We start from the raw sequence: 26120 nt of genomic DNA, 5'->3' as shown, positions 1-26120 counted from the left end.
GACTGCTGGGTTATGCCATCGGTTGTGCTCTTTTATTTTAAAATCGTAAGCCGGATATACAGTATTACGAAGGAAGGGGGAGAGGTTAAGGGGAAAAATGAAGGTCATATTTTCAATGTTGGACAATCCCCAGTTTTTCCTTTAATTCTTTCAAATGTCGGCGGCTGACCGGAATGGTATTGTTATTTTGGCTGATAATTTCAGCCAGACCATTTTCCAATAGCTTTATCTCTTTGATGGCCTTCAGGTTTACCAGATACTGGCGGTGGCAGCGAATCAAGGCTGTTTTTTCTTCCAGAGTTTTCAGGGTTAACTGGCTGGTGGCTGTTTGTGTTGCAGTCCGAATGTGTACGCCGCTGATGTCACTGAATGCACATTCTACTTCCGGAGCCGGGATCAGCATAATGCGGTTATGTCCGGCACAGGGGATTTGTTCCAGATTATTTTGGGTCAGCACAGAGATATCCGGTATCGTAGAGATTTTATGCTGTTTTACCAGCCTGCAAATGGTTTTTGACAGGCGTTGTGGTTCGATAGGTTTCAGCAGATAATCAAAGGCGTTGTCTTCAAAAGCCTGAATGGCATACTGGTCGAAAGCCGTGATAAACACAACTTGTGGCATAGTATCCGGATCTAGCATAGCGAGCATATCAATGCCCGTTAGCTGGGGCATTTGGATATCAAGAAAGACCACATCAGGCTTTAAGGTGTGTATTTTTTTCAACCCATCAACGGCATTTCCTGCTTCACCGACGATGTTGAACTCTTTGGTTTCCTGTAATAATTCAATGAGTTCCTCCCGGGCGAGGCGTTCATCATCAATAATTAATGCTGTCAGCATAATAAGCCTTTAATGTTCTGTTTGTGTTGTATTCGGAGTGGGAATAATAAAACTCATTCGGGTAAACTGATCCTTTTTAAATTCTGTTTTCAGGATTGCATTTGTGCCGAAATAGTTAGCCAGACGTTTGCTCACAATTTGCATTCCCAGACCTGTGTGGTTTTCATCAGCTTCTTCGTATGTTCCTGCATTGTCTTCGACCACAATTTCAGTCCCCTGCGCTACAGCCCGGCTGTAAATTTTAATCACACCATCACTTAATAGCTGTGATATACCGTGTTTAATTGCATTTTCAACCAGAGGCTGAAGTGTGAAGCTGGGCAGGTTTCTGTCCATACTTTCTTCAGCAATATCTACTTCGACTTCCAGTCGATCGGCAAAACGGGCTTTTTCTATTGTGAGATAGGCGTTAACGTGTGCGAGTTCTTCTTTCAGTGTGACAGTATCGATATTTTGTTTCAGGTTGCTGCGGAAAAAATGCGACAAATGTTGGATGAGTTCTCTGGCCTTATCCGGATCTTTACGGATAACAGCACTGATGGTATTCAGGGCATTAAACAGAAAATGCGGGTTGATCTGGGCATGCAGCAGTTTGATTTCAGCCTGAGACAATAACATTTGTTGTTGCTGGTAATTACCGTACAGGATCTGACTGGACAACAACTGGGCAATACCTTCCGCCATAGACATATTAATGGTTGATAGCAGTTTTCTTTTGGGCTCATACAATTTTATGCTGCCGACTACCTGATCACCGGCTTTCAGTGGGATGATCAGAACTGATGCCAGACGGCAATGTGGAGAAATAGAGCACTGATAGGGATTTTCTTTTCCGTCCAGATAGATGATGCGGTTTTCATTAATAGAGTTCAGAGTACATTGTGATGAGATTGGTGTATCCGGTTTATGGTGATCATCACCGATACCGATAAAGGCAAGGATCTTTTCTCTGTCAGTAATAGCAACCGCTCCCACATTGGTTTCTTCATACACAATACGGGCTATTTTTTTTGCATTTGTAGAGTTAAAACCATCACTCAAAATGCCGACAGAACGTTCAGCAATGGTCAGTGCTCTACGGGAAAAGGTTGCTGAATATTTTTCAAAAATGGTTTTTCTGTCCTGCAAAATACTCATAAACAGTGTTGCGCCGACAGAGTTGGCGATAATCATGGGGGCGGCAATAACAGAAACCAGAGAATAAGCCTGAGTAAAGGGCTTAGCAACGGTCAGTATGATCAACATCTGAATGACTTCGGCAAACAGAGTGACAGAAAAGACAACGGCCGGATTAAACAGCTTTTCGGTTTTATTTTGTTTGAGCAGATAACTGTGCAGCAGTCCGCCGATGATACCTTCAGCCGTTGTTGATAAGGCACAGGCTACATCAGTGAATCCTCCCAGTGTGTAGCGGTGAATACCTCCGGTAAATCCGACGGCAAAACCGACAACCGGACCACCGAACAATCCACCCATTACGGCTCCTATCGCCCGGGTATTCGCAATGGCATCATTAATCCCCAGACCGAAATAGGTTCCCATGACACAGAAAAGAGAAAAAAGGATATAGCAGGCCAGTTTATGACTTAACCGGGAAGAAATACTGAGCAGAGGCAGAAATACTGGTGTTTTACTTAGCATATAAGCCAGTACCAGATAAACACTCATCTGTTGCAGAAGAGAAAGGATCAATTCCATGCTATGCCGTCCTGTCGGTTTATATGGTTTTATCTTATACGAACTTACCTGAAATACATAAAGAAAGCCCGGATGCGAACATCCGGGCTTTGACTTGGCTAACTAAATTACTTTACTAACTGATTGGCGTGCGTTTATCGCTTTATAATTTGTCCAACCACCGCCTGTTGAGCGCAGGCGAATTACTACTTGTGTCTTTATTTATTTGAGCTAGGTCATCCACATGTCTGCTTGTTTCTGGAGGTTTTAGTGCAGTTAAACCCAGAGAATTTGTAACCAGCATGTTTCCGTAAGCAAACTATAGTACAGATATCTGCAGGCAAAAAAGCGAATTAAATAGATTGATATAATCGAAAAAATCGATAAGGTTATGACGTTCTGTTAACTAACTTACCGGCAGATAAATTTGCTATGAATAAATGGCCCAGCCTGAAGCAATTGCATTACCTGATCACCCTGCATGAAACCCGCCATTTCAACGATGCAGCTGAACGTTGTTTTGTCAGTCAGTCTACTCTGAGTAAAGGTATCCAGAATCTGGAAGAACTTATCGGCTGTAGCCTGTATGAGAAGAAAGATAAAAGAAGTCCGCTGGTATTTACTCCTGTGGGTGAAAAAATTGTGTCTCATGGCCGTGAATTACTGACAAAAGGACAGGATCTGATTGAACTGGCCAGAGTCTGTCAGGGAGAGGTTATGGAAGGCGAGGTCAGGCTTGGCTGCATTCCGACGATAGCCCCCTTTTTGTTGTGTGATCTGGTTCAGGAAGTGAACAAGCGATTTCCTCGTTTGAATTTGCTGCTGAGAGAAGATACAACGGCTAATTTACTGCAAGCCCTGCGTCAGGGGGAGATGGATGTGTTGATTCTCGCATTGCCGATGGATATCGGGAACATGCACAGTCGGATTGTCGGACAGGATCCGTTCCGGATGATCATTAGCCGTGATCAGGCGGAACGTATTCAGGTGCCGATAAAGTATGATGATCTGCCTGACGAGTCCGTTTTTTTGCTGGAAAATGAGCATTGTCTTACCGAGCATGCGGTTTCTGCCTGTCAGTTGACCAGAAAAGAGAAAATTAATCCTTTTACAGCGACGAGCCTGCATACACTGGTACAGATGGTAGCAAACGGTTTGGGAACCACCTTTATTCCACAGATGGCGGTTGATCACGGCCTTTTGGATAATCAGAACCTGATGATTACCGATCCTCCGGGGCAAAAAGCCTATCGGGATATCGGTTTGGTATGGAGGCCAAGCTCATCCCGGACGGAAACCTTTGAACAGCTCTCTTCTGTTGTTGAAGAATTGTTATAACTGTATATACAAGGAGCAGAGCATCATAAGGCTATACTGAAGCTCTGCTGTATATGGAGGTCACTTTCGTTATGATGCATTAATAGTCGTTAAACTCCTGATCCAGATTGTCCGGGTCATTCTCCATTTCGTCCGGTTCCACATCTTCCTGTAGCTCCAGAAGATGGATCGCTATGGTGACAAAATCACTGTCGGTGATAATACCAACCAGCTTTTGGTGAGCCACAACAGGCAGGCAGCCGACTTTATGCTTCTGCATATAATAGGCACTTTCTTTTAATCCGGCCTGAGGAGCAACCGTCATTACGTTCTTGCGCATCGCATCGTTCAGAGAGGTACCCAGCGTATGGGAGTTTTCTTCGGAAATACCCAGCAAACTGGACTCCTGTGCAGATAATACGTCTCTTTGGGTAACGACCCCAAGTAGCGCACCATCAACATCCACGACGGGAATATGCCGGATATCGTGTTCCTCCATAAGATGTTTCGCATCTGCCAGAGAGTTTGACCTTAGCAGGGTGTGAGGGTTGCGGGTCATCATATCTTCAACCTTGATCATCCTGACCTCCTTCTTATTGGAATAACAGATGGTATGTTTAAACTATAGAGTCATTTAGGGTAAATAAGTGAGAGCTGAGCCATTATTTTCGGTTTGAAAATTCTGTGGCTTGCGCTCGCATCTTAAGGTGGCTTAGGTGTATACTCGCGCACTGCAAAATTTTTAGTCACAGAATAGAAAGAGCACCCGCATGCAAGTTTCCGATTTCCACTTTGAACTCCCGGATGAGTTGATCGCCCGTTATCCAAAAGCAGAGCGTTCAGCCAGCCGTATGCTTCAGCTTGATGGTCAGACAGGTGAAGTAACTGACCGTGTTTTTAAAGATGTTCTGGATCTGGTTCAGGAAGGTGACCTGCTGGTATTCAATAATACCCGTGTTATTCCTGCACGGATGTTCGGCCGAAAAGCAACCGGCGGAAAAATTGAAGTGCTGGTTGAGCGTGTTCTGGATGAAAAGTCAGTTCTTGCTCATGTCAGGGCATCAAAAGCGCCTAAACCTGGAGCGGCTTTGCTTTTGGGCGAAAATGATGAATATTCTGCTGAGATGGTGGCTCGTCAGGATGCATTGTTTGAAATTCGTTTTCAGGCAGACAAAACCGTACTGGAAATTCTGGAAGAAATCGGCCATATGCCGCTGCCTCCTTATATCGATCGTCCGGATGAAGATGCGGATAAAGAACGCTATCAAACGGTTTATAACGAAAAACCGGGGGCGGTTGCAGCTCCGACAGCTGGACTGCATTTTGATGATGAATTGCTGGAAAAAATCCAGGCTCAAGGGGTTGAATTTGCTTATGTCACACTGCATGTCGGTGCCGGTACATTTCAGCCGGTACGGGTAGACAATATTCACGATCATCACATGCATGCGGAGTATGTGGAAGTATCGCAGGATGTGGTGAACGCTGTTAAGGCGACAAAAGCTCGTGGTGGCCGGGTAATTGCAGTTGGAACAACATCGGTACGTTCTCTGGAAAGTGCAGCACAGAGTGCGCTGAAAAATGGTACAGAACTTGTGCCTTTCTTTGACGATACCGAGATTTTTATCTATCCGGGCTATGAATATCAGTTGGTGGATTGTCTGATCACGAATTTTCATCTGCCGGAATCAACTCTGATCATGCTGGTCAGTGCATTTGCCGGATATGACAATGTCATGGCTGCTTACGAGCACGCTGTAAACTATGAATATCGTTTCTTTAGTTATGGCGATTCGATGTTTGTTACAAAAAAAGACTGAGAGCAGCATCTTTTTTCCGCTGATTACTGCGTCAGAAATGCTCATTTACATGCGTAAACTGAGAGTTTCTTCTTTGTACTAAGTGGAAAGCTATTGATCTAAGCTTTTTAAGCATTATCTGATAGACAAAGCGGACGCAAGTGTCATAAAGAGTACAGGAATTCCGATTATTTTCTGTATTCTCAAGCGAAGCGCTCTGTAGTCTAAATTGTCATCTAAACATAAACGGTGGTGAGGTAAACTCGCTCGCCGGGAGATAAACCGCCAGACTGTTTCTCTGGCACACTGGAGGCTTCGTGAAATACGAATTATTTAAAAAACAAGGTAATGCCCGTCGTGGTCAACTGACTTTCGAACGTGGTACGGTTCAGACTCCTGCATTTATGCCGGTAGGTACTTACGGAACGGTTAAAGGCATGACTCCGGAAGAAGTAAAAGAAACCGGAGCCCAGATCTTGCTGGGCAATACCTTCCACCTGTGGCTGCGTCCTGGTCAGGAAATTATGAAACTGCATGGTGACCTGCACGATTTTATGAACTGGCAGGGACCGATTCTGACTGACTCCGGTGGTTTTCAGGTATTCAGTCTGGGTGATATCCGTAAGATCACTGAAGAAGGGGTACACTTTCGTAATCCTGTCAATGGTGACAAAATCTTTATGGATGCAGAAAAATCCATGGAGATCCAGTATGACCTCGGTTCCGACATTGTAATGATTTTTGACGAATGTACGCCTTATCCGGCAACGCATGACGAAGCAAAGAAATCGATGGAAATGTCACTACGCTGGGCACAACGCAGCCGTGATCATTTCAATAAGCTGGAAAATCCTAATGCGCTGTTTGGTATTGTTCAGGGGGGCGTATATGAAGACCTGCGTGATGTATCAGTAGAAGGCCTGACCAGTATTGGTTTTGATGGCTATGCTGTTGGCGGCCTGGCTGTGGGGGAACCCAAAGAAGATATGCACCGTATCTTGGAACATACTTGTCCACAGCTTCCGGAAGATAAGCCTCGCTACCTGATGGGGGTGGGTAAACCGGAAGATCTTGTTGAAGGTGTTCGTCGTGGTATCGATATGTTTGACTGTGTGATGCCGACCCGAAATGCCCGAAACGGACATCTGTTTGTAACCGGTGGTGTGATCAAGATCCGTAATGCGAAACATAAAACGGATACAGGCCCTCTGGATCCGCACTGTGACTGTTACACTTGCAGAAATTATTCGAAGTCGTATCTGCATCATCTGGATCGCTGTAATGAAATCTTAGGTGCCAGACTGAATACTATTCATAACCTGCGTTATTATCAGCGTTTAATGGAAAGCATTCGCCTGGCAATTGATGAAGATCGTTTTGACCTGTTTGTCGAAGAGTTTTATGCTCGTCGGGATCGCGAAGTACCGCCATTAGGAAAAAGCGAATAATAATTTGATTTATGTGATGGGTTGCGGGGACTTTCCCTTGAAAAGGGAAAAACGCAACCCAATTAGTAAGTAATAAATAACACCTAATCTAATATAGAGGACTTTTTGATGAGTTTTTTCATTTCTCAGGCTCACGCCGCTGATGGCGCACCACAGGGTGGTGGTTTCGAAATGCTAATTATGCTGGGCATGTTTGCGGTTATTTTCTATTTTATGATTTACCGTCCGCAAAACAAACGTGTAAAAGAGCATAAAGCGCTGATGGCTGCTATGGCGAAAGGAGATGAAGTTCTGACCGGTGGTGGTCTGATTGGCCGAATCACTAAAATTTCTGATGACAACGATTATGTTGCGATTGCTCTGAATGACAACAACGAAGTTGTTATCAAGAAAGATTATGTTACTGCTGTGCTGCCAAAAGGCACTCTGAAATCTCTGTAATACAGCTTAAGGATTCTTGCTGTGCTAAACCGTTATCCATTATGGAAGTATCTGATGGTCGTGCTTGTCATTGCTGTCAGTGCGCTGTATGCACTTCCTAATCTTTACGGTGAAGATCCTGCTATTCAAATTACTGGGGCACGCGGTGCCTCAGTTGATCTGTCAACAGTGGATACTGTCACCGAAGCTCTCGATAAGCAGAGCCTTTCCCGAAAATCCGTTATCTTAGAAAACGGTTCTATTCTGGTTCGATTTAACGATACCGACACCCAAATCAGTGCCCGCGACATTATCAGCGAAGCTCTGGGACAGGATGTTATCGTTGCACTGAACCTTGCGCCTTCTACCCCTGACTGGCTTGAATCTATCGGTGCGGCTCCGATGAAGCTGGGTCTTGACTTGCGTGGCGGTGTGCACTTTTTGATGGAAGTGGACATGGACGCAGCGATGGAAAAGCTTATCGGGCAGCAGGAAGAAGCGTTCCGCATTGAACTGCGGGAAGCAAAGATCCGTTACCGTGCGATTCGTCAGTATGAAAATCAGGGTGTGGAAGTGTTGTTGCGTAATGCAGAACAGCTTGCTGAGGCCAGAAAAGCCTTAGTGGTAAAACATCCGGATATGACGTTTGTCGAATCTGAAGCAGAAGGGCGTTTTGCTCTGTCAGCGACTTTTCTGGAAACGCGTCTGACTGAAATCCGCAACTATGCGGTAGAACAGAATATTACTATCCTGCGTAATCGGGTCAATGAGCTGGGGGTTGCTGAACCTTTAGTACAGCGTCAGGGAGCCAGCCGTATCGTGGTTGAGTTGCCGGGGGTGCAGGACACTGCCCGAGCAAAAGAAATTCTAGGTGCGACTGCAACGCTAGAATTCCGTGAGGTGGATGATAAAGCTGATCTGGCGGCTGCGGCAACTGGGCGTGTACCGGCAGGAAGTGAGCTGAAGCAGGATCGTGATGGTCGTCCGGTTGTACTGAAGAAGCGAGTTATTCTGGGTGGGCAAAGTATTACTGATGCCAGTTCTAGCACCGATGAATATGGTCGTCCTCAGGTGAACATTTCTCTGGACAGCGAAGGCGGCAGCAAGATGTCTGCGTTCTCGAAAAATAACGTCGGTAAGCTGATGGCGACGGTATTTGCTGAGTATAAAGATAGTGGCCGTAAGACTCCGGAAGGAAAAGTTATTCTATCTAAGCATGAGGAAGTCATTAATCAGGCAACGATTCAGACTGCTTTGGGACGTAACTTCCGTATTACCGGCATCGATTCGACAGCGGAAGCACATAACCTGGCTTTACTTCTGCGTGCTGGTGCGCTGATTGCTCCTATCTCTATCGTGGAAGAGCGCACTATCGGTCCGTCAATGGGACAGCAGAATATCGATATGGGGATTCAGGCTTGTGTCTGGGGTATGGTGGCGGTAATGCTGTTTACGTTGGTTTATTATCGTAAATTTGGTTTTATCGCCAATATGGCACTGTTTGCTAACCTGATCTTAATTATCGGTGTCATGTCGATGATTCCGGGAGCAACCATGACTTTGCCGGGTATTGCCGGTATTGTACTGACAGTCGGTATGGCAGTGGATGCCAACGTGCTGATTTTTGAACGTATTCGTGAAGAATTGCGCGATGGGCGTAACCCGCAGCAGGCTATTCATCAGGGGTATGCTAATGCGTTCAGTACTATTGCTGATGCAAACATTACTACCCTTATCACGGCGATTATCTTGTTTGCTGTCGGTACCGGTGCGATCAAAGGTTTTGCCGTGACTTTGTCAATCGGTATTCTGACCTCCATGTTTACTGCTATTGTAGGTACCCGTTGTGTGGTTAACTTGCTATACGGTGGTAAGCGCATTAACAAGTTGTCGATCTAAGGAAAAGTTATGTTTCAGATAATGAAAGCAGACAAAATGATCGACTTTATGCGTTGGTCTAAACTGGCATTTGTTTTTTCGCTGGTAATGATTGCTACCTCTATCTATACCCTTTCAACCCAATGGCTGAACTGGGGGCTGGATTTTACCGGGGGAACCCTGATCGAAGTCGGTTTTGAACAACCGGCAGATCTGAACGAAATTCGTACCTCGCTGGAAGCGAAAGGCTTTGGTGATGCTACGGTTCAGAACTTTGGTTCTGCGCGTGAAGTTATGGTTCGCCTGCGCCCGCGCGAAGAGGCATCCGGTGAGAAATTGGGTAACCAAATCCTGTCTGCTTTGCAGGAAGGTACCGGTAAAAATGTTGAGATGCGCCGTATCGAGTTTGTCGGTCCGAACGTGGGAGATGAGCTGACAGAAGCCGGGGGGCTGGCCATTCTGGCATCTCTGCTTTGTATCCTGCTGTATGTTTCTGTCCGGTTCCAGTGGCGTCTCGCGGCAGGTGCGGTACTGGCTCTGGCTCACGATGTGATCATTACTCTGGGGGTATTTTCAATCATGCAGATCGAAGTGGATCTGACGATTGTTGCTGCTCTGTTGACGGTGGTAGGTTACTCGCTGAACGATACCATTGTGGTCTTTGACCGCATCCGGGAAAATTTCCGTAAGATGCGTAAGGGTGAACCTCCAGAGGTTATGAACAGTTCAATCACTCAAACATTGAGCCGTACGCTGATCACCTCGGCAACAACCCTGTTTGTGGTTATTGCGTTGTTTGCTCAGGGCGGAGCCATGATCCACGGTTTTGCGACGGCCTTACTGCTGGGTATCACTGTCGGTACTTACTCTTCAATCTATGTAGCTTCGGCTCTGGCATTAAAACTGGGGATCACTCGTGAACACCTAATGCCGACACAGGTAGAGAAAGAAGGTGCTGAGTTTGAGGATTATCCATAGCTCGCATTTGACGAATGATTCACTTTTAAAAGGGAGAGATACCTATGTGTGTTTCTCCCTTTTTTGTGGTTTTAAAAGAAAGAGCAGACAGGAACCGATAAGCACTGCCTCCAGCCCTGATCAACCAAATTTGGGGGCTATGGCTATCTTGGGTCGGGTAACGCGCTATATCCACTGGTATGACGCTTAATTTTCTGTAGAGAGTGAACAAAAAATACCCACTTCCATTTTTATAAAACTCTGATATACTTCGCACCGCTTTCTGTTCTTTAACATCCGTTGGGAAAAATTGTATGCATCCTATGCTAAATATTGCTATTCGCGCAGCGCGAAAGGCAGGCAATCATATTGCTAAATCACTGGAAAACGCTGAGAAAATCGAAACTTCTCAGAAAGGCTTAAACGACTTTGTTACAAACGTAGACAAAGAAGCTGAGACATTGATTATTGATACCATCAAAAGCTCATACCCTGAGCACTGTATCATTGCTGAAGAAAACGGCGTTATCGAAGGTAAAGATAAAGCAGTTCAATGGATCATCGACCCTCTGGATGGCACTACTAACTTTGTAAAAGGTTTCCCCCATTTCTCTGTATCTATTGCAGTTCGGATGAACGGTAAGACAGAGGTTGCCTGTGTTTATGACCCAATGCTGAACGAACTGTTTACCGCTCAGCGTGGCAGCGGTGCACAGCTAAATAATGCCCGTATCCGTGTTAATCAGGTCAAAGATCTGAACGGTACCGTTCTGGCGACTGGTTTCCCGTTCAAGCAAAAGCAGCATTCAGAATCTTATTTGAAGATTGTTTCTGCACTGTTTGTTGACTGTGCAGACTTTCGTCGCACCGGTTCTGCTGCTCTGGATCTGTGTTATCTGGCAGCCGGTCGTGTTGACGGTTACTTTGAGCTAGGTCTGAAGCCATGGGACATGGCGGCTGGCGAGCTGATTGCCCGTGAAGCCGGTGCGATCCTGACTGATTTTGCCGGTGGAACCAGCTATATGGATTCTGGTAATATCGTTGGCTCTAGTGCTCGTGGTGTAAAAGCGATTCTTAAACACATTCGCGAACACGGAAATGCTGCAATTCTAAAATAATTTCCTGTATTGGGGGAAAAATCATTTCCCCCTTTTAAACTATTTGTTTCCCTTCTTTTGTTTCTCCCGTCTCTTCTGATTTAATGCTATTATTCCCTGATTTTTATCAAGGGATCCTTTCGTTATGCTTCACAATGTCAACGTCGTTTTAGTCGGAACTTCTCACTCCGGAAATATCGGTTCTGCAGCACGGGCAATGAAAGTTATGGGGCTGAGCCGTCTGGTCCTGGTTGATCCTCAGTGTGAGATTGACGAACAGACGATGGCACTGGCGGCTGGTGCAACGGATATTGTACAAAATGCACGGACTACCTCGTCTCTGGAAGAGGCTGTGGCAGATTGCGGGCTGGTTGTCGGATCCAGTGCCCGTTCCCGGACACTTGACTGGCCGATGCTGGAATCACGTGAATGTGGTGTCAGACTGGCAGAAGAAGGGGAAGAGTATCCGGTTGCATTAGTGTTCGGGCGTGAGCGAACCGGTCTGACTAATGATGAGCTGCAAAAGTGCCACTATCATGTCGCTATCCCTGCTAATCCTGAATACAGTTCCCTGAATCTGGCCATGGCAGTACAGACATTATCTTATGAAGTCAGAATGGCCTTTCTGGACAAACAGAAACAACACCATGTAATAAAAGAAGAAATCTATCCGTGTCACAAAGAACTGGAATTATTTTTTTCACACCTTGAAAAGGTGATACTCGATACCCAGTTTATTTCCAGAGATAAGCCGAATTCAGTGATGAATAAACTGCGGCGTCTGTTTAACAGGGCGAGACCGGAAGCGCAGGAGTTGAATATCTTGAGGGGTATTCTGACTTCTGTTGAAAAGCACCTTGTATCCCGGAAAATACCTGACTAATTTAGTCAAATAAATACTTGACTAAATTGATGGGGTATAGATACACTTCTTATAGGTTATTACTATAGAGAAGGGTGTGATATGAGACTGACATCGAAAGGAAGATACGCAGTAACAGCAATGCTGGATGTGGCTCTTCACTCGCAGGAAAATCCGGTACCGCTGGCTGATATTTCTGAACGTCAGGGAATTTCCCTTTCTTATCTGGAACAGCTTTTTTCCAAGCTGCGTAAATCAGGTCTGGTTGCCAGTGTGCGCGGCCCGGGAGGGGGGTACCTTCTTGGTGCTGAGGCAGATGCAATTTCAGTCGGTATGGTCATTGCTGCTGTTAATGAAACTGTTGACGCCACCCGGTGTGCCGGAAAAAGTGACTGCTGTAGTGGAACCCGTTGTCTGACACATACGTTATGGCGAGATCTCAGTAGCCGTATTCGCGATTTTCTGGAAGGGATTACCCTGGGACAATTAATGCGGGATAACGAAGTACTGGAAATATCTGAACGCAGAGAAATCGATCTGGCAATGAAGCAAGGGCTTTCCCAAAATAATAAAATAAGCACTGCAACTATCAGTACTAATGCGCGAATCTAATCGCGGTAAAGTCATACACTGGAGTAGAAGATGAAACTGCCAATTTATTTTGATTATTCAGCAACGTGCCCGGTTGACGAACGTGTTGCCGAGAAAATGGTTAAGTATCTGACCATAGATGGAATATTCGGTAACCCGGCATCACGTTCACATCGCTATGGCTGGCAGGCCGAAGAAGCGGTAGACATTGCCCGTGAACAGGTTGCTGAACTGCTGAATGCAGATCCGAGAGAAATTATTTTTACTTCAGGTGCAACAGAATCCGATAATCTGGCTATTAAAGGTGCTGCGCATTTCTACGGTAAACAAGGTAAACATGTGATTACCTGTAAAACAGAACATAAAGCTGTTCTGGATACCTGTCGCCAACTGGAGCGCGAAGGCTTTGATGTTACCTACATGGAGCCACAAAGCAATGGTCTTCTTGATCTGGAAAAACTGAAAGCGACCATGCGTGATGACACGGTTCTGGTTTCAATCATGCATGTGAATAATGAGATTGGTGTAATACAGGATATTAAAGCAATCGGTGAATTATGTCGTGAACGTAAGATCATCTTCCATGTGGATGCCGCTCAGTCTGCGGGTAAATTGCCTATCAATGTTCAGGAGACGAAGGTCGATCTGATTTCACTGTCAGCGCACAAAATCTACGGTCCCAAAGGTATTGGTGCACTTTATGTACGCCGTAAGCCGCGCATTCGTCTGGAAGCTCAGATGCATGGTGGCGGTCATGAACGTGGATTCCGTTCCGGTACGTTGCCGACACATCAGATTGTCGGCATGGGTGAAGCCTGTCGTATTGCCAAAGAAGAAATGCAAAAAGATTATGATCATGCGCTGATGCTGCGTGACCGTATGCTGGATGGGCTAAAAAATCTTGAAGCCGTAACAATTAACGGTGATCTGGAACAGCGTCTGCCACAGAATCTGAATGTTAGTTTTGCATTTGTTGAAGGTGAATCTCTTCTGATGTCACTGAAAGATCTGGCCGTTTCTTCCGGTTCTGCCTGTACTTCCGCAAGTCTTGAGCCGTCTTATGTACTGCGTGCTCTGGGGATGGATGACGAACTGGCACACAGCTCTATTCGTTTTTCTTTCGGTCGCTCAACAACGGAAGAAGAAGTGGATTATGCCGTAGAGCAAATTCATATCGCAGTAAAAAAACTGCGAGAAATGTCCCCGCTCTGGGATATGTATAAAGAAGGGATTGATTTGAACACTGTTGAGTGGGCTCATCATTAATCTTCACGGAAGTTTCAAGAGGTAAAGTTATGGCTTACAGTGATAAAGTAATCGATCATTATGAGAACCCGCGTAACGTAGGCTCATTTGATAAAGAAGATCCGAATGTCGGTAGCGGAATGGTTGGTGCACCTGCATGTGGTGACGTAATGAAACTGCAAATCAAGGTAACACCGGAAGGTATTATTGAAGATGCAAAGTTTAAAACCTATGGGTGTGGTTCGGCAATTGCGTCCAGCTCACTGGTAACCGAATGGGTTAAAGGTAAATCTATCGATGAGGCGGCTGCAATAAAAAATGCAGATATCGCAGAAGAGCTGGAATTGCCGCCGGTGAAAATTCACTGCTCGATTCTGGCAGAAGATGCAATTAAAGCTGCTGTTTCTGACTATAAGAGAAAACATCAGCAATAATTTCCGGCAAAGGGTATCAGGCAGAAAACAGGAACAGGTAAAGGTTGAAGTATGGCTATCACCATGACACAGGCGGCAGCAAGCCGGGTAAAAGCATTTCTGGATAACAGAGGTAAAGGTATTGGTTTACGCCTTGGTGTAAAAACCAACGGTTGTTCTGGGATGGCCTATGTTCTTGAGTTTGTCGATCAACTGAATCAGGAAGATCAGGTATTTGAAACTAATGATGTTAAGATCATTATTGATGCGAAGAGTCTGGTCTACCTCGATGGAACAGAGCTGGACTATACCCGTGAAGGCCTGAACGAAGGTTTTAAGTTTAACAACCCGAATGTCAAAGACGAATGTGGTTGTGGCGAAAGTTTTAATGTTTAACCCATGAATTATTTTGATATTTTTGGGCTGCCGGTTCAGTTTGAACTGGATGGTAGCCTGCTCGCCTCTCAGTACAGAGAATTACAACGCCGTTTCCATCCTGATAATTTTGCAACAGCATCAGAGCGTGACCGTTTGATGGCTGTGCATAAAGCGGCGCAGATTAATGACGCCTACCAGAATTTGAAATCACCACTTTCCAGAGCAGAATATATTCTTAGCCTGAATGGGCTTGAGATGCAGGGAGAGAAAAAGACCCTGCAGGATCCTGAGTTTTTGATGGAACAGATGGAATTGAGGGAAGAACTGGAAGAGATCACCAGTGAAGAAGCTCTGTTTGACTTTGATATTAAGGTCAGTCACTTACTTAAACAACAGATGAATGCGCTTGAATTGGAGCTAAAAGAATCTGAGTGGGAAATTGCGGCTGAGCGGGTGCGGAAACTGAAATTTATTGAAAAGCTGAAAACAGAAATAGAACAAGCAGAAGAGCGGCTACTGTAACTTATTGAGATAAGCCGCTTAAAAAGGAAGCCAATGTTACTTCAAATTGCAGAACCGGGACAAACTCCTGCACCACATCAGCAAAAACTGGCAGCAGGTATTGATTTAGGTACAACCAACTCACTGGTTGCAACTGTCCGCAGCGGGGACGCTGCTCCGTTGCCTGATCTGAATGGAAAATCAATTCTTCCCTCTGTCGTTCATTATCAGGGAGCCCTGAAAAAAACAGTCGGTGATGCAGCGCGTCAGCAGGCACGGTTTGATCCGGTGAATACCATTATATCAGTGAAAAGACTGATAGGACGGTCCTTAGCTGATATACAGCAACGCTATCCTTCACTCCCCTACCAGTTTTCTGCCAGTGATAACGGTCTTCCCCTGTTGAATACCAAATCAGGAGTGAAAAATCCGGTTCAAGTATCGGCTGACATTCTGGGGGCATTAAAAGAGAGAGCAGAAGAAACCCTGGGCGGAGAACTGGAGGGCGTGGTCATTACCGTTCCTGCCTATTTTGATGATGCTCAGCGAGCAGGAACCAAAGATGCGGCAACACTGGCCGGTCTGAAAGTGTTACGCCTTCTCAATGAGCCGACCGCGGCGGCTATTGCTTATGGGCTGGATTCCGGACAGGAAGGCATCATTGCTGTGTATGATTTGGGGGGAGGTACATTTGATATCTCTATCCTGCGCTTGTCCAAAGGTGTTTTCGAAGTGTTGTCTACCGGAGGAGACTCGGCTTTGGGCGGGGATGATTTTGATCACCTGATAGCTGATTACTTTATTACAGAAGCCGGACTGAGTAAGCCTCTGAGCGCTGAGCAGAATCGCGTTATGCTGGATGCGGCAACTGCAGCTAAAATAGCCTTAACCAATACTAGCTGCACGAATGTGTCTGTTTCCGGCTGGAATACGGTGTTTACCCGGGAACAGCTTAATGCACTTATCCGTCCTTTGATAAAGAAGACTCTGATGTCCTGTCGCCGGACTCTGAAAGATGCCGGAACTGATACGGAGTCAGTCATTGACGTTGTGATGGTCGGTGGTTCAACCCGTACTCCGCTGGTACGAGAGATGGTAGGTGAATTTTTCAACCGTACTCCATTAACCAGTATCAATCCAGATGAAGTTGTCGCGGTTGGTGCTGCGATACAGGCTGACATTCTGGTGGGTAATAAACCGGATGCGGATATGCTGCTTCTGGATGTTATTCCACTTTCGCTCGGTATTGAAACCATGGGTGGACTGGTTGAAAAAATCATCCCGCGCAATACAACCATTCCGGTTGCCAGAGCTCAGGAGTTTACGACCTTTAAAGACGGGCAGACCGGTATGCTGGTGCATGTATTGCAGGGAGAGAGAGAAATGGTTGATGATTGTCGCTCTCTGGCCCGCTTTTCTTTAAAAGGTATCCCACCGATGGCCGCAGGTTCCGCACATATTCGGGTGACCTATCAGGTAGATGCCGATGGTTTATTGTCGGTGACTGCAATGGAAAAAAGTACCGGCGTACAGGCGGATATTCAGGTGAAGCCGTCGTATGGACTGAGTGATGATGAAATAGCCTCCATGCTGAAAGATTCGATGACCTATGCCCGTGAGGATATGGAAGCACGGACTTTGGCTGAACAGAAAGTTGAGGCTGACCGGGTAATTGAAGGCTTGGTGGCTGCACTGCAGGCAGATGGAGATGTTTTGCTGACAGAGCAGGAACAGCAGGAATTGCTTGGGGTTGTTGAAAGTCTGATCGAACTACGTAATGGTAATGATGCCGATGCTATTGAACAAGGGATAAAAAAGACGGACAAAGCCAGTCAGGAATTTGCTTCCCGACGTATGGATGCTTCGATCCGGGCTGCTTTATCCGGGCATTCTGTCGATGAATTATAGATTCTCCCGGCCAGTCAGAACTGTCGGGAACGGAAGAGAGTAACACTTATGCCAAAAATTATCATATTACCTAATGAAGATCTGTGTCCGGATGGTGCAGTTCTGGAAGCCAAAGAAGGCGAAACCATTCTTGATGTCGCTTTGGAAAATGGCATCGCAATTGAACATGCCTGTGAAAAGTCCTGTGCATGCACCACCTGCCATGTCATTATTCGTGAGGGTTTTGATTCGCTGGAAGAAAGTGATGAGCTGGAAGACGATATGCTGGATAAAGCATGGGGGCTGGAGCCGGAATCACGATTAAGCTGTCAGGCGAAGGTTGCCGATGAAGACTTGGTGGTAGAGATCCCGAAATATACCGTAAACCATGCCGCTGAAGAGCATTAATACAAGCTGCATGTCTGCAGGGGAAGAATGATGGGACTGAAATGGACTGACTCACAGGATATTGCTATTGAATTATGTGAGCAATATCCTGATACGGATCCAAAAAACGTTCGCTTTACCGATCTGCATCAGTGGATTACTGAGCTGGACGCATTTGATGATGATCCGCAGCGGTCAAATGAGAAAATACTGGAAGCGATTATTCTGTGCTGGATGGATGAGGCTGATTAACCAGAGTTATTTGTTTTCCACTATCAGGTACAGTGAGTAAATTCGGTGTAGTTAACACTTTCTGTGAAAACATAAGGGGCTTTGGCCCCTTATGTTTTGTTTGTAACACTTTAGTTTTAATATCTTAGGTCTACAGAATTGTAAGATAAGAACAAAAAATTAAAATAAGGAGATATCATGTCTGAACAGATGTCCGTTACCATTTCCAATCAGCCAGCAGCGTCCGTGTGGGGCGAGAAGGCGATTATTTCATATGGCGAGAGCGGGGCTACAATCCATACTGAAGCGGGGCGTGAGCCCGGTACTATCCAGTGTGCCGCGCGTAAATTAGATGGTCAGGGTATTAAGCATGTCAACCTGTCTGGTGAAGGCTGGGGACTGGAGGAAATCTGGTCTTTCTATCAGGGATATCGCGCGCCCAAGAACCAGAATAGCGTTGAATGGGCGGATCTTGCTGAGGCTGAGCAGGCTGAATTGAAAGCCCGGATTAAAGTCTCTGACTGGGTACGGGATATTATCAACAAACCGGCAGAAGAAGTTGCTCCCCGTCAGCTTGCTACAATGGCTGGTGAATTTATTAAATCTCTGGCTCCGGAGCAGGTTAATTACCGTATTGTTAAGGACAAAGATCTGCTGACAGAAGGCTGGGAAGGCATTTATGCGGTGGGGCGTGGTTCTGAACGGACTTCTGCTATGTTGCAGCTGGACTATAACCCGACCGGTAATCCTGATGCACCTGTTTTCGCCTGCTTGGTGGGGAAAGGGATCACATTTGATTCCGGAGGTTATAGTTTGAAGCCGTCTAACTTTATGTCGGCAATGAAAGCGGATATGGGCGGTTCCGGCACTATTACCGGTGGTTTGGCACTGGCTATCATGCGTGGTCTGAACAAGCGCGTAAAACTGATCCTGTGCTGTGCTGAGAATATGGTATCTGGCCGGGCTCTTAAGCTGGGGGATATTATCAGCTACAAAAATGGTACAACGGTTGAAATCATGAATACCGATGCGGAAGGCCGTCTGGTTCTGGCGGATGGTCTGCTGTACGCCAGTGAGCAGGAGCCTCAGATGATCATTGATTGTGCGACTTTAACCGGGGCTGCAAAGAATGCTCTGGGTAATGATTATCACGCATTACTCAGCTTTGACGAAGCCTTATCTCAATCGGCATTAACCGCTGCGAATGAAGAGAATGAAGGATTATGGCCGCTTCCGTTGGCTGATTTTCACCGTAGTATGCTCTCTTCCAGTTTCGCTGATTTATCTAATATCAGCAGCGGTGATTATTCTCCGGGAGCAAGTACAGCGGCTGCTTTCCTGTCTTATTTTGTTAAAGATCACAAAAAAGGCTGGTTACACTTTGATTGTTCAGGGACTTATCGTAAGACTGCTAGTGATAAGTGGTCTGCCGGTGCGACAGGTATGGGGATCCGTACTCTGGCCCGTCTTCTGACCGAACAGGCCAAATAACTCATTCAGTCAGGCGGGGAGCCGTCTGACTGATCGTTTAAAAGGATACCTTATGGCAGTGGAAAGAACGTTTTCTATCGTTAAACCTGATGCAGTAAAACGTAATCTGATCGGTGAGATTTACCACCGGATTGAGAAGGCTGGTTTGAGGATTGTGGCTGCAAAAATGCTGCACCTGACTGATGCTCAGGCTGCCGGTTTTTATGCAGAGCATGCTGAGAAACCTTTTTTTCCTGAACTGAAAGCTTTTATGACTTCCGGTCCTGTGATGGTTCAGGTTCTGGAAGGCGAAAATGCAGTTGAACGTTATCGTGAATTGATGGGGAAGACCAACCCGGATGAAGCCGCTTGCGGTACTCTGCGAGCCGATTATGCACTGAGTATGCGTTATAACTCTGTTCATGGTGCGGATAGCCCTGCTTCGGCTGCACGGGAAATCGCTTATTTTTTCCCGGATTCAGAGATCTGTCCGAGACAGGAAGCGTAAGTCGTTACTCGTTTATTGACATTACTTTTCAGCGTTCCCGTTTTTGTTCGGGAACGCAATAAGCCTCAAATCAGGGTCTGTTATATCGGTATTCAGTGAATCAACTGTTTGTCGTTCAGAATGTCAGACGCCAGTCAGCACGTTGCCAGTATTCCTGCTCAGTCGCCAGATCCGCTGCCAGCAGTTTATTTTCTTCCAGCCAGTTATTCTGAACACATTCCAGCTTCCAGCAATCATCATCATCGACAACCAGAGATATATCCGGGAGTGGTTCTTCATTGCGCTGTCCGTTCAGTACAATCGCAAGTCTCAGGATCCGGATTAACGGGATGATCTGCTTTTTCTTAAATAGGCTAAATTCCGGCATTTCGGCCAGTTTTAGGGCCTTGCGCTGAAAGCGGGCCAGAGTAGAAATAACCAGTTGCTGCTCCTGATTAAAGCCCGGCATATTTGTGTGGCGCAAAATATAGGCAGAATGACGGTGAAACGCCTGATAGGTAATGCTTAACCCAACCTCATGTAACAGAGCACTCCAGCCCAGCAAATCGGTCAGCTCTCTGTTTTTTTCCAGATCGGATTTTGTCAGCAGTTGTTTCAGCAGACTGTTGGCCTGCTTGCGTACATTATCAGCGTGGTTCAGATCCACACTGTGTTTTTTAGCCAGTGTTTCTGTGGTGCGCATCCGGATATCTGAGCGCTCAAAGCGCTCTTCCATTTCATACAGCAGCCCTTCACGCAGAGCACCATCAGAAAAGTATAACTCTTCTATTTTCAGTGTGTTAACTATTGCATCCAGTATGGCTACACCGGCGGCAAAGACGGGTTTCCTGTCATCTGTCAGGCCAGGCAGATTAATCGCCTCAATTGAATCGAATTCACATAAGGTATCAATTAATTTTTCCAGACGTTTTGGGGTAATGACGCCATCTTCATCTCCCATTCCAATCAGGACTTCACGGATGGCTTTGATGGTACCGGATGAACCCAGAGCTGCATCCCAGCCCCGTTTTTTGTAAGCAGTTGCCAGAGATTCCAGCCGTTGCCCGGCGGCCAGTTCCGCTTTGACAAAATTCTTTTTTGACAGTTTTCCGTTGGCAAAAAAGCGTTCGGTGTAGCTGACGCATCCCATCTGCTTGCTGTTGACCAGTTCCGGCTCAAATTTCTGACCGATAATCATCTCTGTACTGCCGCCACCGATATCAATAACCAGTTTGGTTTTTGATTCCGGTTGGGTATGGGCAACACCAAGATAAATTAAACGGGCTTCTTCCACGCCGGAGATAATTTCTATCGGAAAAGGTAGTACATCATGGGCTCGGCGTATAAACTCCCAGGAGTTAACGGCTTGTCGGAGGGTATGTGTCGCAGCTATACGGACATCTTCTAAATCAAAGCCGTTCAGGCGTTCTGCAAACATACTCAGGCATTCCAGTCCACGCAGCATTGCATCTTCACCCAGCCTTTTTTTCTCATCAAGGCCAGAAGCCAGCCGGACGCGTTGCTTATGCCGGCTGACTATCTGCAGGTCTTCCCCGACAACTTTAGCGATCACCATGTGAAAACTGTTGGAGCCGAGGTCAATGGCTGCAATTTGTCGTTTTTGAAGACCTATCCGTTCGTTCATTGCTGTTTATTTTCCTTAGTCTGCTCATGGTGTTTTCTGGTCTGTCTCTCTACCTGTTTCAGGTAGTCGTAAATAGCCAGTTGAGAGCGTATTTTCTTTCGGTTGCCACGGGGGACATATTTATTCGACATTTCTTTGTCGATCATGCGGGCTTTTACGGTATCCGTAAAGTGGATATTAATAATATCCCTGATCCGGGTCTTAAGTCTTTGATCCCGAATCGGAGCGGCAACCTCAATTCTATGGTCAATATTGCGCGTCATCCAGTCTGCTGAAGAGATATAGACCTTTTCGTCCCCACCGTTCTCGGCAATGATTACCCGTGGGTGTTCAAGGAAGCGGTCGACAATACTGATGATTTCAATATTGTCACTGACCCCTTCAACTCCTGGTACCAGAGAGCACATACCCCGGATGATCATGCGAATTTTCACTCCGGCTGTACTGGCTCCGTATAGTTTACTGATCAGCCCTTTATCCACCAGATTGTTGATTTTGATGGTTAAGCCGGATTTATTGCCAGCTTTGGCGTGGGCAATTTCGTTGTCGATCAGCTTGTATAGCTGGATACGAGAGTTACGTGGAGAAACGATCAGGTGGTTGAATTTTACCGGACGATACGGATTTTCTATATAACCGAAAACGCCACGAACTTCTGTAGTCAGTTCCGGGTCTGCGGTAAGCAGGGAGAAATCGGTATAGATCCGTGCAGTTTTCTCGTGGAAATTACCTGTGCCTATATGGGCATAGCGTACGATTTCGTCGCCTTCCCAGCGGGAGATCAGCAGTAATTTGGAGTGAATCTTCAGACCGGGTGCTCCGAACATAACGTGCACACCGGCTTCTGTCAGAACTTTTGACCACTCGATATTGGCTTCTTCATCAAACCGGGCCTGCAGCTCGACGACAACAGTCACTTCTTTACCGGCATGAACGGCATCTATTAGTGAGTTCATTAGTCTGGAGTTTTTTGCCACCCGGTAGATATTGATCTTGATACTACGGACTTTCGGGTCAAAGGAAGCTTGACGAACCAGTTCGGTAATATGGTCGAAAGTATGGTACGGATAGTACAGCAGGATATCTTTTGCTCTGATGGCATCAAATGCGTTGTCGTAGTTATCAAAATCTGCACAGGTCATCGGCTGTAAGGATTTATTTTCTAGATAGTTACGTCCGACATTCGGAAAACCGATAAAGTCTTTGAAATTCTGATAACGTCCGCCCGGAAGCAGACTGTCGTAGTTAGAGATCTTCAGGGTGTTGCACATAAAATGCAGCATCTCTATCGGCATCTCTTGTTCATACACAAAGCGTACAGGCATAGCAGTCAGCCGCTGGCTTACACCTTCAGACATCTGTTCCAGAAGGCTGTGTTCGACTTCGAAACGCAGGTCATATTCTGCATCCCGGGTCATTTTCATGGAGTAGCAGGCCAGCTCATCGTATTCGAAGAAGCCGCGGAAGATATCATCCAGACAGTAGCGGATGATGTTATCCAGCAGGATTATTGTTTTGCGTTGTTTGCCTTTTTCTTCCGGTACCATAATAAAGCGTGGCAGAACGTCGGTAGGGATTTCCAGCAGAGCGTATTTCGGCTTTTCTTTATTCTTCATCTCTACGGTCAGGTAGGCATATTCATCTTTCAGAAACTGAAGTACGTCTACTTTTTCTGTCATCAGCAGTGGTGTGATGTGCGGAAGAACCTCTTTGCGGAAATATTTCCGTACCCAATTCTGTTGATGTTCGCTTAACTGGGTTTCATTAACCAGAAAGATCCGGCGTCGGGCCATTTCCAGAAGTATTTCGTTGTACAGATCATTAAAGCGCTGATCCAGACGAGCGGCTTCAGACTGCATTGCAGCTAAGAGTTTTTTCGCTTCTTCTCCTGCTCCCTGATCTTCTCTAATAAGAATGCGGCGTTTTACATCGGAAAACCGGACCTTATAGAATTCGTCCAGATTGTTTGAAAATATACCCAAAAAGCGCACTCGTTCTATCAGAGGAACATTTTTGTCTGCGGCTTCCTGCAGAACTCTTTCGTTGAAAGAAAGCCAGCTTAGTTCTTTATCAATATACAGTTTGTCTGTACTCATGTTACCTTCCGAAAATGTTAAGCGATGAAATAACAAGGGGGGAAACTACTCAAGCCACGGTCAGGTGTTAAAGGGCAAAACAGTCTTTATTGGTAGTTTAAGTATAAGCTATGAAAGGTAGGCTTTTTTTGTTACAAAAATATTTCACTTTAACCCCTGTCTGTTTATCTTAGTGTTATTTTCAGCAGGTTAGCAAGTTGGTGTAATATAAATGTCACTCAAAAGACATATTATCTGTCAGTTTAATCCGGAGAAGATCGAATTCCATGTCCCAGGCTGAGTTCTCACTAAAAGAACGCGATAAATTACGGTATATCAAAGACCGTATGGCTAGGTTTACCGTGACTGCCGGAGGTGTGGGGGTGCTGTTTGCACTTTTACTGATTTTTTTCTATCTGTTTTCTATTGCTTTGCCGGTTTTTTCTTCAGCTGAGATTCGCTCAGTCACACAACTGGTTTATCCGTCATCAGATACAGCTGTTGCTCTGGGGATTGATGATTATGGCGAAAATGGATATGTTCTGACTCGCTCCGGAGAACTCTTTTATCTTAGTTTTTCTGCAAATAATGTTGAACTGTTAACCCAAACTCGGATAACAGATACGCCGGATATTTTTGCCAAAGGAAATTCTGCACAGGGATGGTTTGCTTACGGTAACAGCCATGGAAGCGTGATTGCGGTTCATCCACACTATACGGTCTCTTTCTCTGATGTTGGTAGGGTGTCATCACCGGATATTGCTTTTTTCAATCAGGGTGAACCTGTATTGCTGGATAAGCAGCTTCAGCCTCTGAGTATGCTGACATTTGCGATTACTAAGGAAGATGAAGGGACATTTGCAGGGGTTACCCGTTCCTCAAAACTTGCTGCAGTGTCTGTGAAAGCCGGGCTGGTGACAGTATTATCCCTGCCGGATATCAGGGATCCCGTTCAGACGCTGCAATTGTCACCTGATGGCCGGCAGCTATTTATACTGACCGGTAGTACTCTAATCGTTTCTGTCAGGGAAGATAACGGCTTTGTTGTCCGGGAACTGATAGATGTCAGCAGAGGTAACGAGCAGAAAGTGCCTTTGTCTCTCACCTTACTGGCCGGAGCTCGTTCTGTGCTGATCACCCATAAAGATCATACGGTCTCTCAGTGGTTTGATGTGCTGGCGGAAGGTGAACGGCGGCTAACTTATATCCGGGAATTTGAACTGGACGATGGCCTGGCCTTCATTCAGCCGGACATGTACCGCAAAGGGTTTTACGCTTTTTATGCTGACGGAACACTGGAAAGCATTTATACCACGAATAAAAATCGGGTTCTTTCTGAATCGGTTTACTCCCGTCAGCCTGATATGGTGGCGATCTCAGCAAACGAATCTTTCCTGCTGACCAGTCACGGAGAGCGGCTGAGTATCCATAAAGTGACTAATCCTTATCCGGATATTTCATTTACTTCTCTCTGGAGTAAGGTGTGGTATGAAAATTATCCTGAGCCGGATTACATCTGGCAGTCTACTTCGGCGGATGACAGCTTTGAAACTAAATTCAGTCTGATCCCTCTGGCTTTCGGGACTCTGAAGGCGGCGGCCTTTGCTATGTTGATCTCCGTGCCATTGGCGATTTGCGGTGCGGTGTATACGGCCTATTTTATGTCGGCACCTATGCGTAGGGTCGTTAAGCCTGTTATTGAAATCATGGAGGCTTTGCCAACCGTGATTATCGGTTTTCTGGCCGGATTGTGGCTGGCACCGATAGTTGAAAGAACATTGCCCGGTATTATGGCGTTAGCCATAGTGATGCCGCTGGCTTTTCTGCTGGTGGCAGGAATGTGGTCAGCTTTGCCTCGCTCAGTTTTGAATCGTCTGCCTAATGGCTGGCACAGTATTATACTGATCCCTGTGGTTGTGGGGACAGGATTCGCTGCAGTGCAGATGAGCAGTGATATAGAACGCTGGCTGTTTGGCGGGGATATCCGGCTGTTTATGGCTGGTTACGGTATTCATTTTGATCAGCGTAATGCTCTGGTTGTCGGTATTGCTATGGGTTTTGCGGTGATTCCGACTATTTTTACCATAGCCGAAGATGCGATCTTTTCGGTTCCCAAACATCTGACAGACGGTTCTCTTGCGTTGGGTGCAACCCAGTGGCAGACCTTATTGCATGTTGTTCTGTTGACGGCAAGTCCCGGAATTTTTTCTGCCGTTATGATAGGACTGGGAAGGGCTGTTGGTGAAACCATGATTGTGCTGATGGCAACCGGGAATACCCCTATACTGGACTGGAATATCTTTGAAGGCATGCGCAGCCTTTCGGCGACCATTGCGGTGGAACTGCCAGAATCGGAAGTAGGGAACTCCCATTACCGGTTGTTGTTTTTATCAGCACTGATCCTGTTTGTATTCACTTTTGCGGTGAACTCTTTGGCAGAAGTTGTACGTCAGCGTCTTCGGGATAAATATCGCTCATTATAGTGCCGGATAATAGCTGAGAGTAATTAATGAT

Annotated in this window: 24 protein-coding genes; 19 read left to right on the top strand and 5 right to left on the bottom strand. The window is 46.0% G+C overall.

The genetic code is table 11. The features are described 5' to 3' along the window. Positions 1-112 precede the first annotated feature (112 nt). Together btsR and CSW98_RS11480 are read right to left on the bottom strand one after the other, a co-directional pair. Positions 113-841, bottom strand: a complete 729-nt coding sequence (gene btsR / locus CSW98_RS11485; protein ID WP_100800615.1) for a two-component system response regulator BtsR — start codon at positions 839-841, stop codon at positions 113-115. 9 nt (positions 842-850) lie between these two features. Continuing rightward, positions 851-2539, bottom strand: a complete 1689-nt coding sequence (locus tag CSW98_RS11480) for a sensor histidine kinase (protein ID WP_100800614.1) — start codon at positions 2537-2539, stop codon at positions 851-853. 411 nt (positions 2540-2950) lie between these two features. On the opposite strand from CSW98_RS11480, the gene CSW98_RS11475 reads away from it, so the two are divergent. Next, the gene (locus tag CSW98_RS11475; protein ID WP_100800613.1) at positions 2951-3856 is read left to right on the top strand and encodes a hydrogen peroxide-inducible genes activator; all 906 of its coding nucleotides are present in this window, start codon (positions 2951-2953) and stop codon (positions 3854-3856) included. 79 nt (positions 3857-3935) lie between these two features. Here the strand turns inward: CSW98_RS11475 and CSW98_RS11470 are convergent, their stop codons facing one another. Further along, entirely contained in the window at positions 3936-4415 is a 480-nt protein-coding gene (locus CSW98_RS11470) for a CBS domain-containing protein (protein WP_100800612.1), read from the bottom strand. Positions 4416-4605: 190 nt separating this feature from the next. Between CSW98_RS11470 and queA the strand changes: the two genes are divergently transcribed. From queA to ndk, 17 genes are all read left to right on the top strand, one after another. Beyond that, positions 4606-5655 (top strand): tRNA preQ1(34) S-adenosylmethionine ribosyltransferase-isomerase QueA, encoded by a 1050-nt coding sequence (gene queA, locus CSW98_RS11465; protein ID WP_100800611.1) that lies wholly within the window; start codon positions 4606-4608, stop codon positions 5653-5655. A gap of 296 nt (positions 5656-5951) precedes the next feature. After that, a complete protein-coding gene (tgt, locus tag CSW98_RS11460; RefSeq protein ID WP_100800610.1) occupies positions 5952-7082 on the top strand; it encodes a tRNA guanosine(34) transglycosylase Tgt in 1131 nt (376 codons plus the stop codon). A gap of 108 nt (positions 7083-7190) precedes the next feature. Continuing rightward, entirely contained in the window at positions 7191-7523 is a 333-nt protein-coding gene (gene yajC, locus CSW98_RS11455; RefSeq protein WP_100800609.1) for a preprotein translocase subunit YajC, read from the top strand. Positions 7524-7544: 21 nt separating this feature from the next. Continuing rightward, positions 7545-9401 (top strand): protein translocase subunit SecD, encoded by a 1857-nt coding sequence (gene secD / locus CSW98_RS11450; protein ID WP_100800608.1) that lies wholly within the window; start codon positions 7545-7547, stop codon positions 9399-9401. Between the two features lie 9 nt (positions 9402-9410). Continuing rightward, a complete protein-coding gene (secF, locus tag CSW98_RS11445; protein ID WP_100800607.1) occupies positions 9411-10358 on the top strand; it encodes a protein translocase subunit SecF in 948 nt (315 codons plus the stop codon). Positions 10359-10651: 293 nt separating this feature from the next. Further along, positions 10652-11455: an inositol-1-monophosphatase gene (suhB, locus tag CSW98_RS11440; RefSeq protein ID WP_100800606.1), complete on the top strand. Its 804-nt coding sequence runs from the start codon at positions 10652-10654 to the stop codon at positions 11453-11455. Positions 11456-11579: 124 nt separating this feature from the next. Further along, entirely contained in the window at positions 11580-12317 is a 738-nt protein-coding gene (gene trmJ, locus CSW98_RS11435) for a tRNA (cytosine(32)/uridine(32)-2'-O)-methyltransferase TrmJ (protein ID WP_100800605.1), read from the top strand. An 81-nt stretch (positions 12318-12398) separates the two neighbouring features. Next, positions 12399-12908 carry a Fe-S cluster assembly transcriptional regulator IscR gene (gene iscR, locus CSW98_RS11430; protein WP_100800604.1) on the top strand — a complete coding sequence of 170 codons (510 nt, stop codon included), beginning with the start codon at positions 12399-12401 and terminating at the stop codon, positions 12906-12908. 30 nt (positions 12909-12938) lie between these two features. Then, positions 12939-14153 (top strand): IscS subfamily cysteine desulfurase, encoded by a 1215-nt coding sequence (locus CSW98_RS11425; protein ID WP_100800603.1) that lies wholly within the window; start codon positions 12939-12941, stop codon positions 14151-14153. Positions 14154-14182: 29 nt separating this feature from the next. Beyond that, the gene (gene iscU, locus CSW98_RS11420) at positions 14183-14566 is read left to right on the top strand and encodes a Fe-S cluster assembly scaffold IscU (protein WP_100800602.1); all 384 of its coding nucleotides are present in this window, start codon (positions 14183-14185) and stop codon (positions 14564-14566) included. Positions 14567-14617: 51 nt separating this feature from the next. Further along, entirely contained in the window at positions 14618-14941 is a 324-nt protein-coding gene (iscA, locus tag CSW98_RS11415; protein WP_100800601.1) for an iron-sulfur cluster assembly protein IscA, read from the top strand. A 3-nt stretch (positions 14942-14944) separates the two neighbouring features. Further along, a complete protein-coding gene (hscB, locus tag CSW98_RS11410) occupies positions 14945-15445 on the top strand; it encodes a co-chaperone HscB (RefSeq protein WP_100800600.1) in 501 nt (166 codons plus the stop codon). A 33-nt stretch (positions 15446-15478) separates the two neighbouring features. Continuing rightward, positions 15479-17332: a Fe-S protein assembly chaperone HscA gene (hscA, locus tag CSW98_RS11405; protein ID WP_100800599.1), complete on the top strand. Its 1854-nt coding sequence runs from the start codon at positions 15479-15481 to the stop codon at positions 17330-17332. A 48-nt stretch (positions 17333-17380) separates the two neighbouring features. Continuing rightward, positions 17381-17719, top strand: a complete 339-nt coding sequence (gene fdx, locus CSW98_RS11400; protein WP_100800598.1) for an ISC system 2Fe-2S type ferredoxin — start codon at positions 17381-17383, stop codon at positions 17717-17719. Positions 17720-17749: 30 nt separating this feature from the next. Then, positions 17750-17950 (top strand): Fe-S cluster assembly protein IscX, encoded by a 201-nt coding sequence (gene iscX / locus CSW98_RS11395; protein WP_100800597.1) that lies wholly within the window; start codon positions 17750-17752, stop codon positions 17948-17950. A gap of 177 nt (positions 17951-18127) precedes the next feature. Continuing rightward, positions 18128-19420 (top strand): aminopeptidase PepB, encoded by a 1293-nt coding sequence (pepB, locus tag CSW98_RS11390; RefSeq protein WP_100800596.1) that lies wholly within the window; start codon positions 18128-18130, stop codon positions 19418-19420. A gap of 52 nt (positions 19421-19472) precedes the next feature. After that, a complete protein-coding gene (gene ndk, locus CSW98_RS11385; protein ID WP_100800595.1) occupies positions 19473-19907 on the top strand; it encodes a nucleoside-diphosphate kinase in 435 nt (144 codons plus the stop codon). 115 nt (positions 19908-20022) lie between these two features. Here the strand turns inward: ndk and ppx are convergent, their stop codons facing one another. Beyond that, the gene (gene ppx / locus CSW98_RS11380) at positions 20023-21531 is read right to left on the bottom strand and encodes an exopolyphosphatase (protein WP_100800594.1); all 1509 of its coding nucleotides are present in this window, start codon (positions 21529-21531) and stop codon (positions 20023-20025) included. Then, a complete protein-coding gene (gene ppk1, locus CSW98_RS11375) occupies positions 21528-23627 on the bottom strand; it encodes a polyphosphate kinase 1 (protein ID WP_100800593.1) in 2100 nt (699 codons plus the stop codon). Before ppk1 ends, ppx begins: the two co-directional genes overlap by 4 nt. A gap of 266 nt (positions 23628-23893) precedes the next feature. Between ppk1 and CSW98_RS11370 the strand changes: the two genes are divergently transcribed. After that, positions 23894-26089 (top strand): ABC transporter permease subunit, encoded by a 2196-nt coding sequence (locus tag CSW98_RS11370; RefSeq protein WP_100800592.1) that lies wholly within the window; start codon positions 23894-23896, stop codon positions 26087-26089. Positions 26090-26120 lie beyond the last annotated feature (31 nt).

Origin of the sequence: Vibrio sp. HA2012 (assembly GCF_002812955.1) — a bacterium.
Classification (GTDB): domain Bacteria; phylum Pseudomonadota; class Gammaproteobacteria; order Enterobacterales; family Vibrionaceae; genus Vibrio.
Note: the sequence above shows the minus strand (reverse complement) of the source record. Positions and strands in the feature narration are given on the sequence as shown.

What these genes read in the sequence shown, in the direction of transcription:
- ppk1 (WP_100800593.1), bottom strand. Translation starts at nt 23,627, where the DNA reads ATGAGTACAGACAAACTGTATATTGATAAAGAACTAAGCTGGCTTTCT.
- CSW98_RS11370 (WP_100800592.1), top strand. Translation starts at nt 23,894, where the DNA reads ATGTCCCAGGCTGAGTTCTCACTAAAAGAACGCGATAAATTACGGTAT.
- CSW98_RS11475 (WP_100800613.1), top strand. Translation starts at nt 2,951, where the DNA reads ATGAATAAATGGCCCAGCCTGAAGCAATTGCATTACCTGATCACCCTG.
- pepB (WP_100800596.1), top strand. Translation starts at nt 18,128, where the DNA reads ATGTCTGAACAGATGTCCGTTACCATTTCCAATCAGCCAGCAGCGTCC.
- suhB (WP_100800606.1), top strand. Translation starts at nt 10,652, where the DNA reads ATGCATCCTATGCTAAATATTGCTATTCGCGCAGCGCGAAAGGCAGGC.
- CSW98_RS11425 (WP_100800603.1), top strand. Translation starts at nt 12,939, where the DNA reads ATGAAACTGCCAATTTATTTTGATTATTCAGCAACGTGCCCGGTTGAC.
- CSW98_RS11470 (WP_100800612.1), bottom strand. Translation starts at nt 4,415, where the DNA reads ATGATCAAGGTTGAAGATATGATGACCCGCAACCCTCACACCCTGCTA.
- iscA (WP_100800601.1), top strand. Translation starts at nt 14,618, where the DNA reads ATGGCTATCACCATGACACAGGCGGCAGCAAGCCGGGTAAAAGCATTT.
- trmJ (WP_100800605.1), top strand. Translation starts at nt 11,580, where the DNA reads ATGCTTCACAATGTCAACGTCGTTTTAGTCGGAACTTCTCACTCCGGA.
- iscR (WP_100800604.1), top strand. Translation starts at nt 12,399, where the DNA reads ATGAGACTGACATCGAAAGGAAGATACGCAGTAACAGCAATGCTGGAT.
- ppx (WP_100800594.1), bottom strand. Translation starts at nt 21,531, where the DNA reads ATGAACGAACGGATAGGTCTTCAAAAACGACAAATTGCAGCCATTGAC.
- secF (WP_100800607.1), top strand. Translation starts at nt 9,411, where the DNA reads ATGTTTCAGATAATGAAAGCAGACAAAATGATCGACTTTATGCGTTGG.
- hscA (WP_100800599.1), top strand. Translation starts at nt 15,479, where the DNA reads ATGTTACTTCAAATTGCAGAACCGGGACAAACTCCTGCACCACATCAG.
- queA (WP_100800611.1), top strand. Translation starts at nt 4,606, where the DNA reads ATGCAAGTTTCCGATTTCCACTTTGAACTCCCGGATGAGTTGATCGCC.
- CSW98_RS11480 (WP_100800614.1), bottom strand. Translation starts at nt 2,539, where the DNA reads ATGGAATTGATCCTTTCTCTTCTGCAACAGATGAGTGTTTATCTGGTA.
- btsR (WP_100800615.1), bottom strand. Translation starts at nt 841, where the DNA reads ATGCTGACAGCATTAATTATTGATGATGAACGCCTCGCCCGGGAGGAA.
- iscU (WP_100800602.1), top strand. Translation starts at nt 14,183, where the DNA reads ATGGCTTACAGTGATAAAGTAATCGATCATTATGAGAACCCGCGTAAC.
- ndk (WP_100800595.1), top strand. Translation starts at nt 19,473, where the DNA reads ATGGCAGTGGAAAGAACGTTTTCTATCGTTAAACCTGATGCAGTAAAA.
- hscB (WP_100800600.1), top strand. Translation starts at nt 14,945, where the DNA reads ATGAATTATTTTGATATTTTTGGGCTGCCGGTTCAGTTTGAACTGGAT.
- iscX (WP_100800597.1), top strand. Translation starts at nt 17,750, where the DNA reads ATGGGACTGAAATGGACTGACTCACAGGATATTGCTATTGAATTATGT.
- yajC (WP_100800609.1), top strand. Translation starts at nt 7,191, where the DNA reads ATGAGTTTTTTCATTTCTCAGGCTCACGCCGCTGATGGCGCACCACAG.
- fdx (WP_100800598.1), top strand. Translation starts at nt 17,381, where the DNA reads ATGCCAAAAATTATCATATTACCTAATGAAGATCTGTGTCCGGATGGT.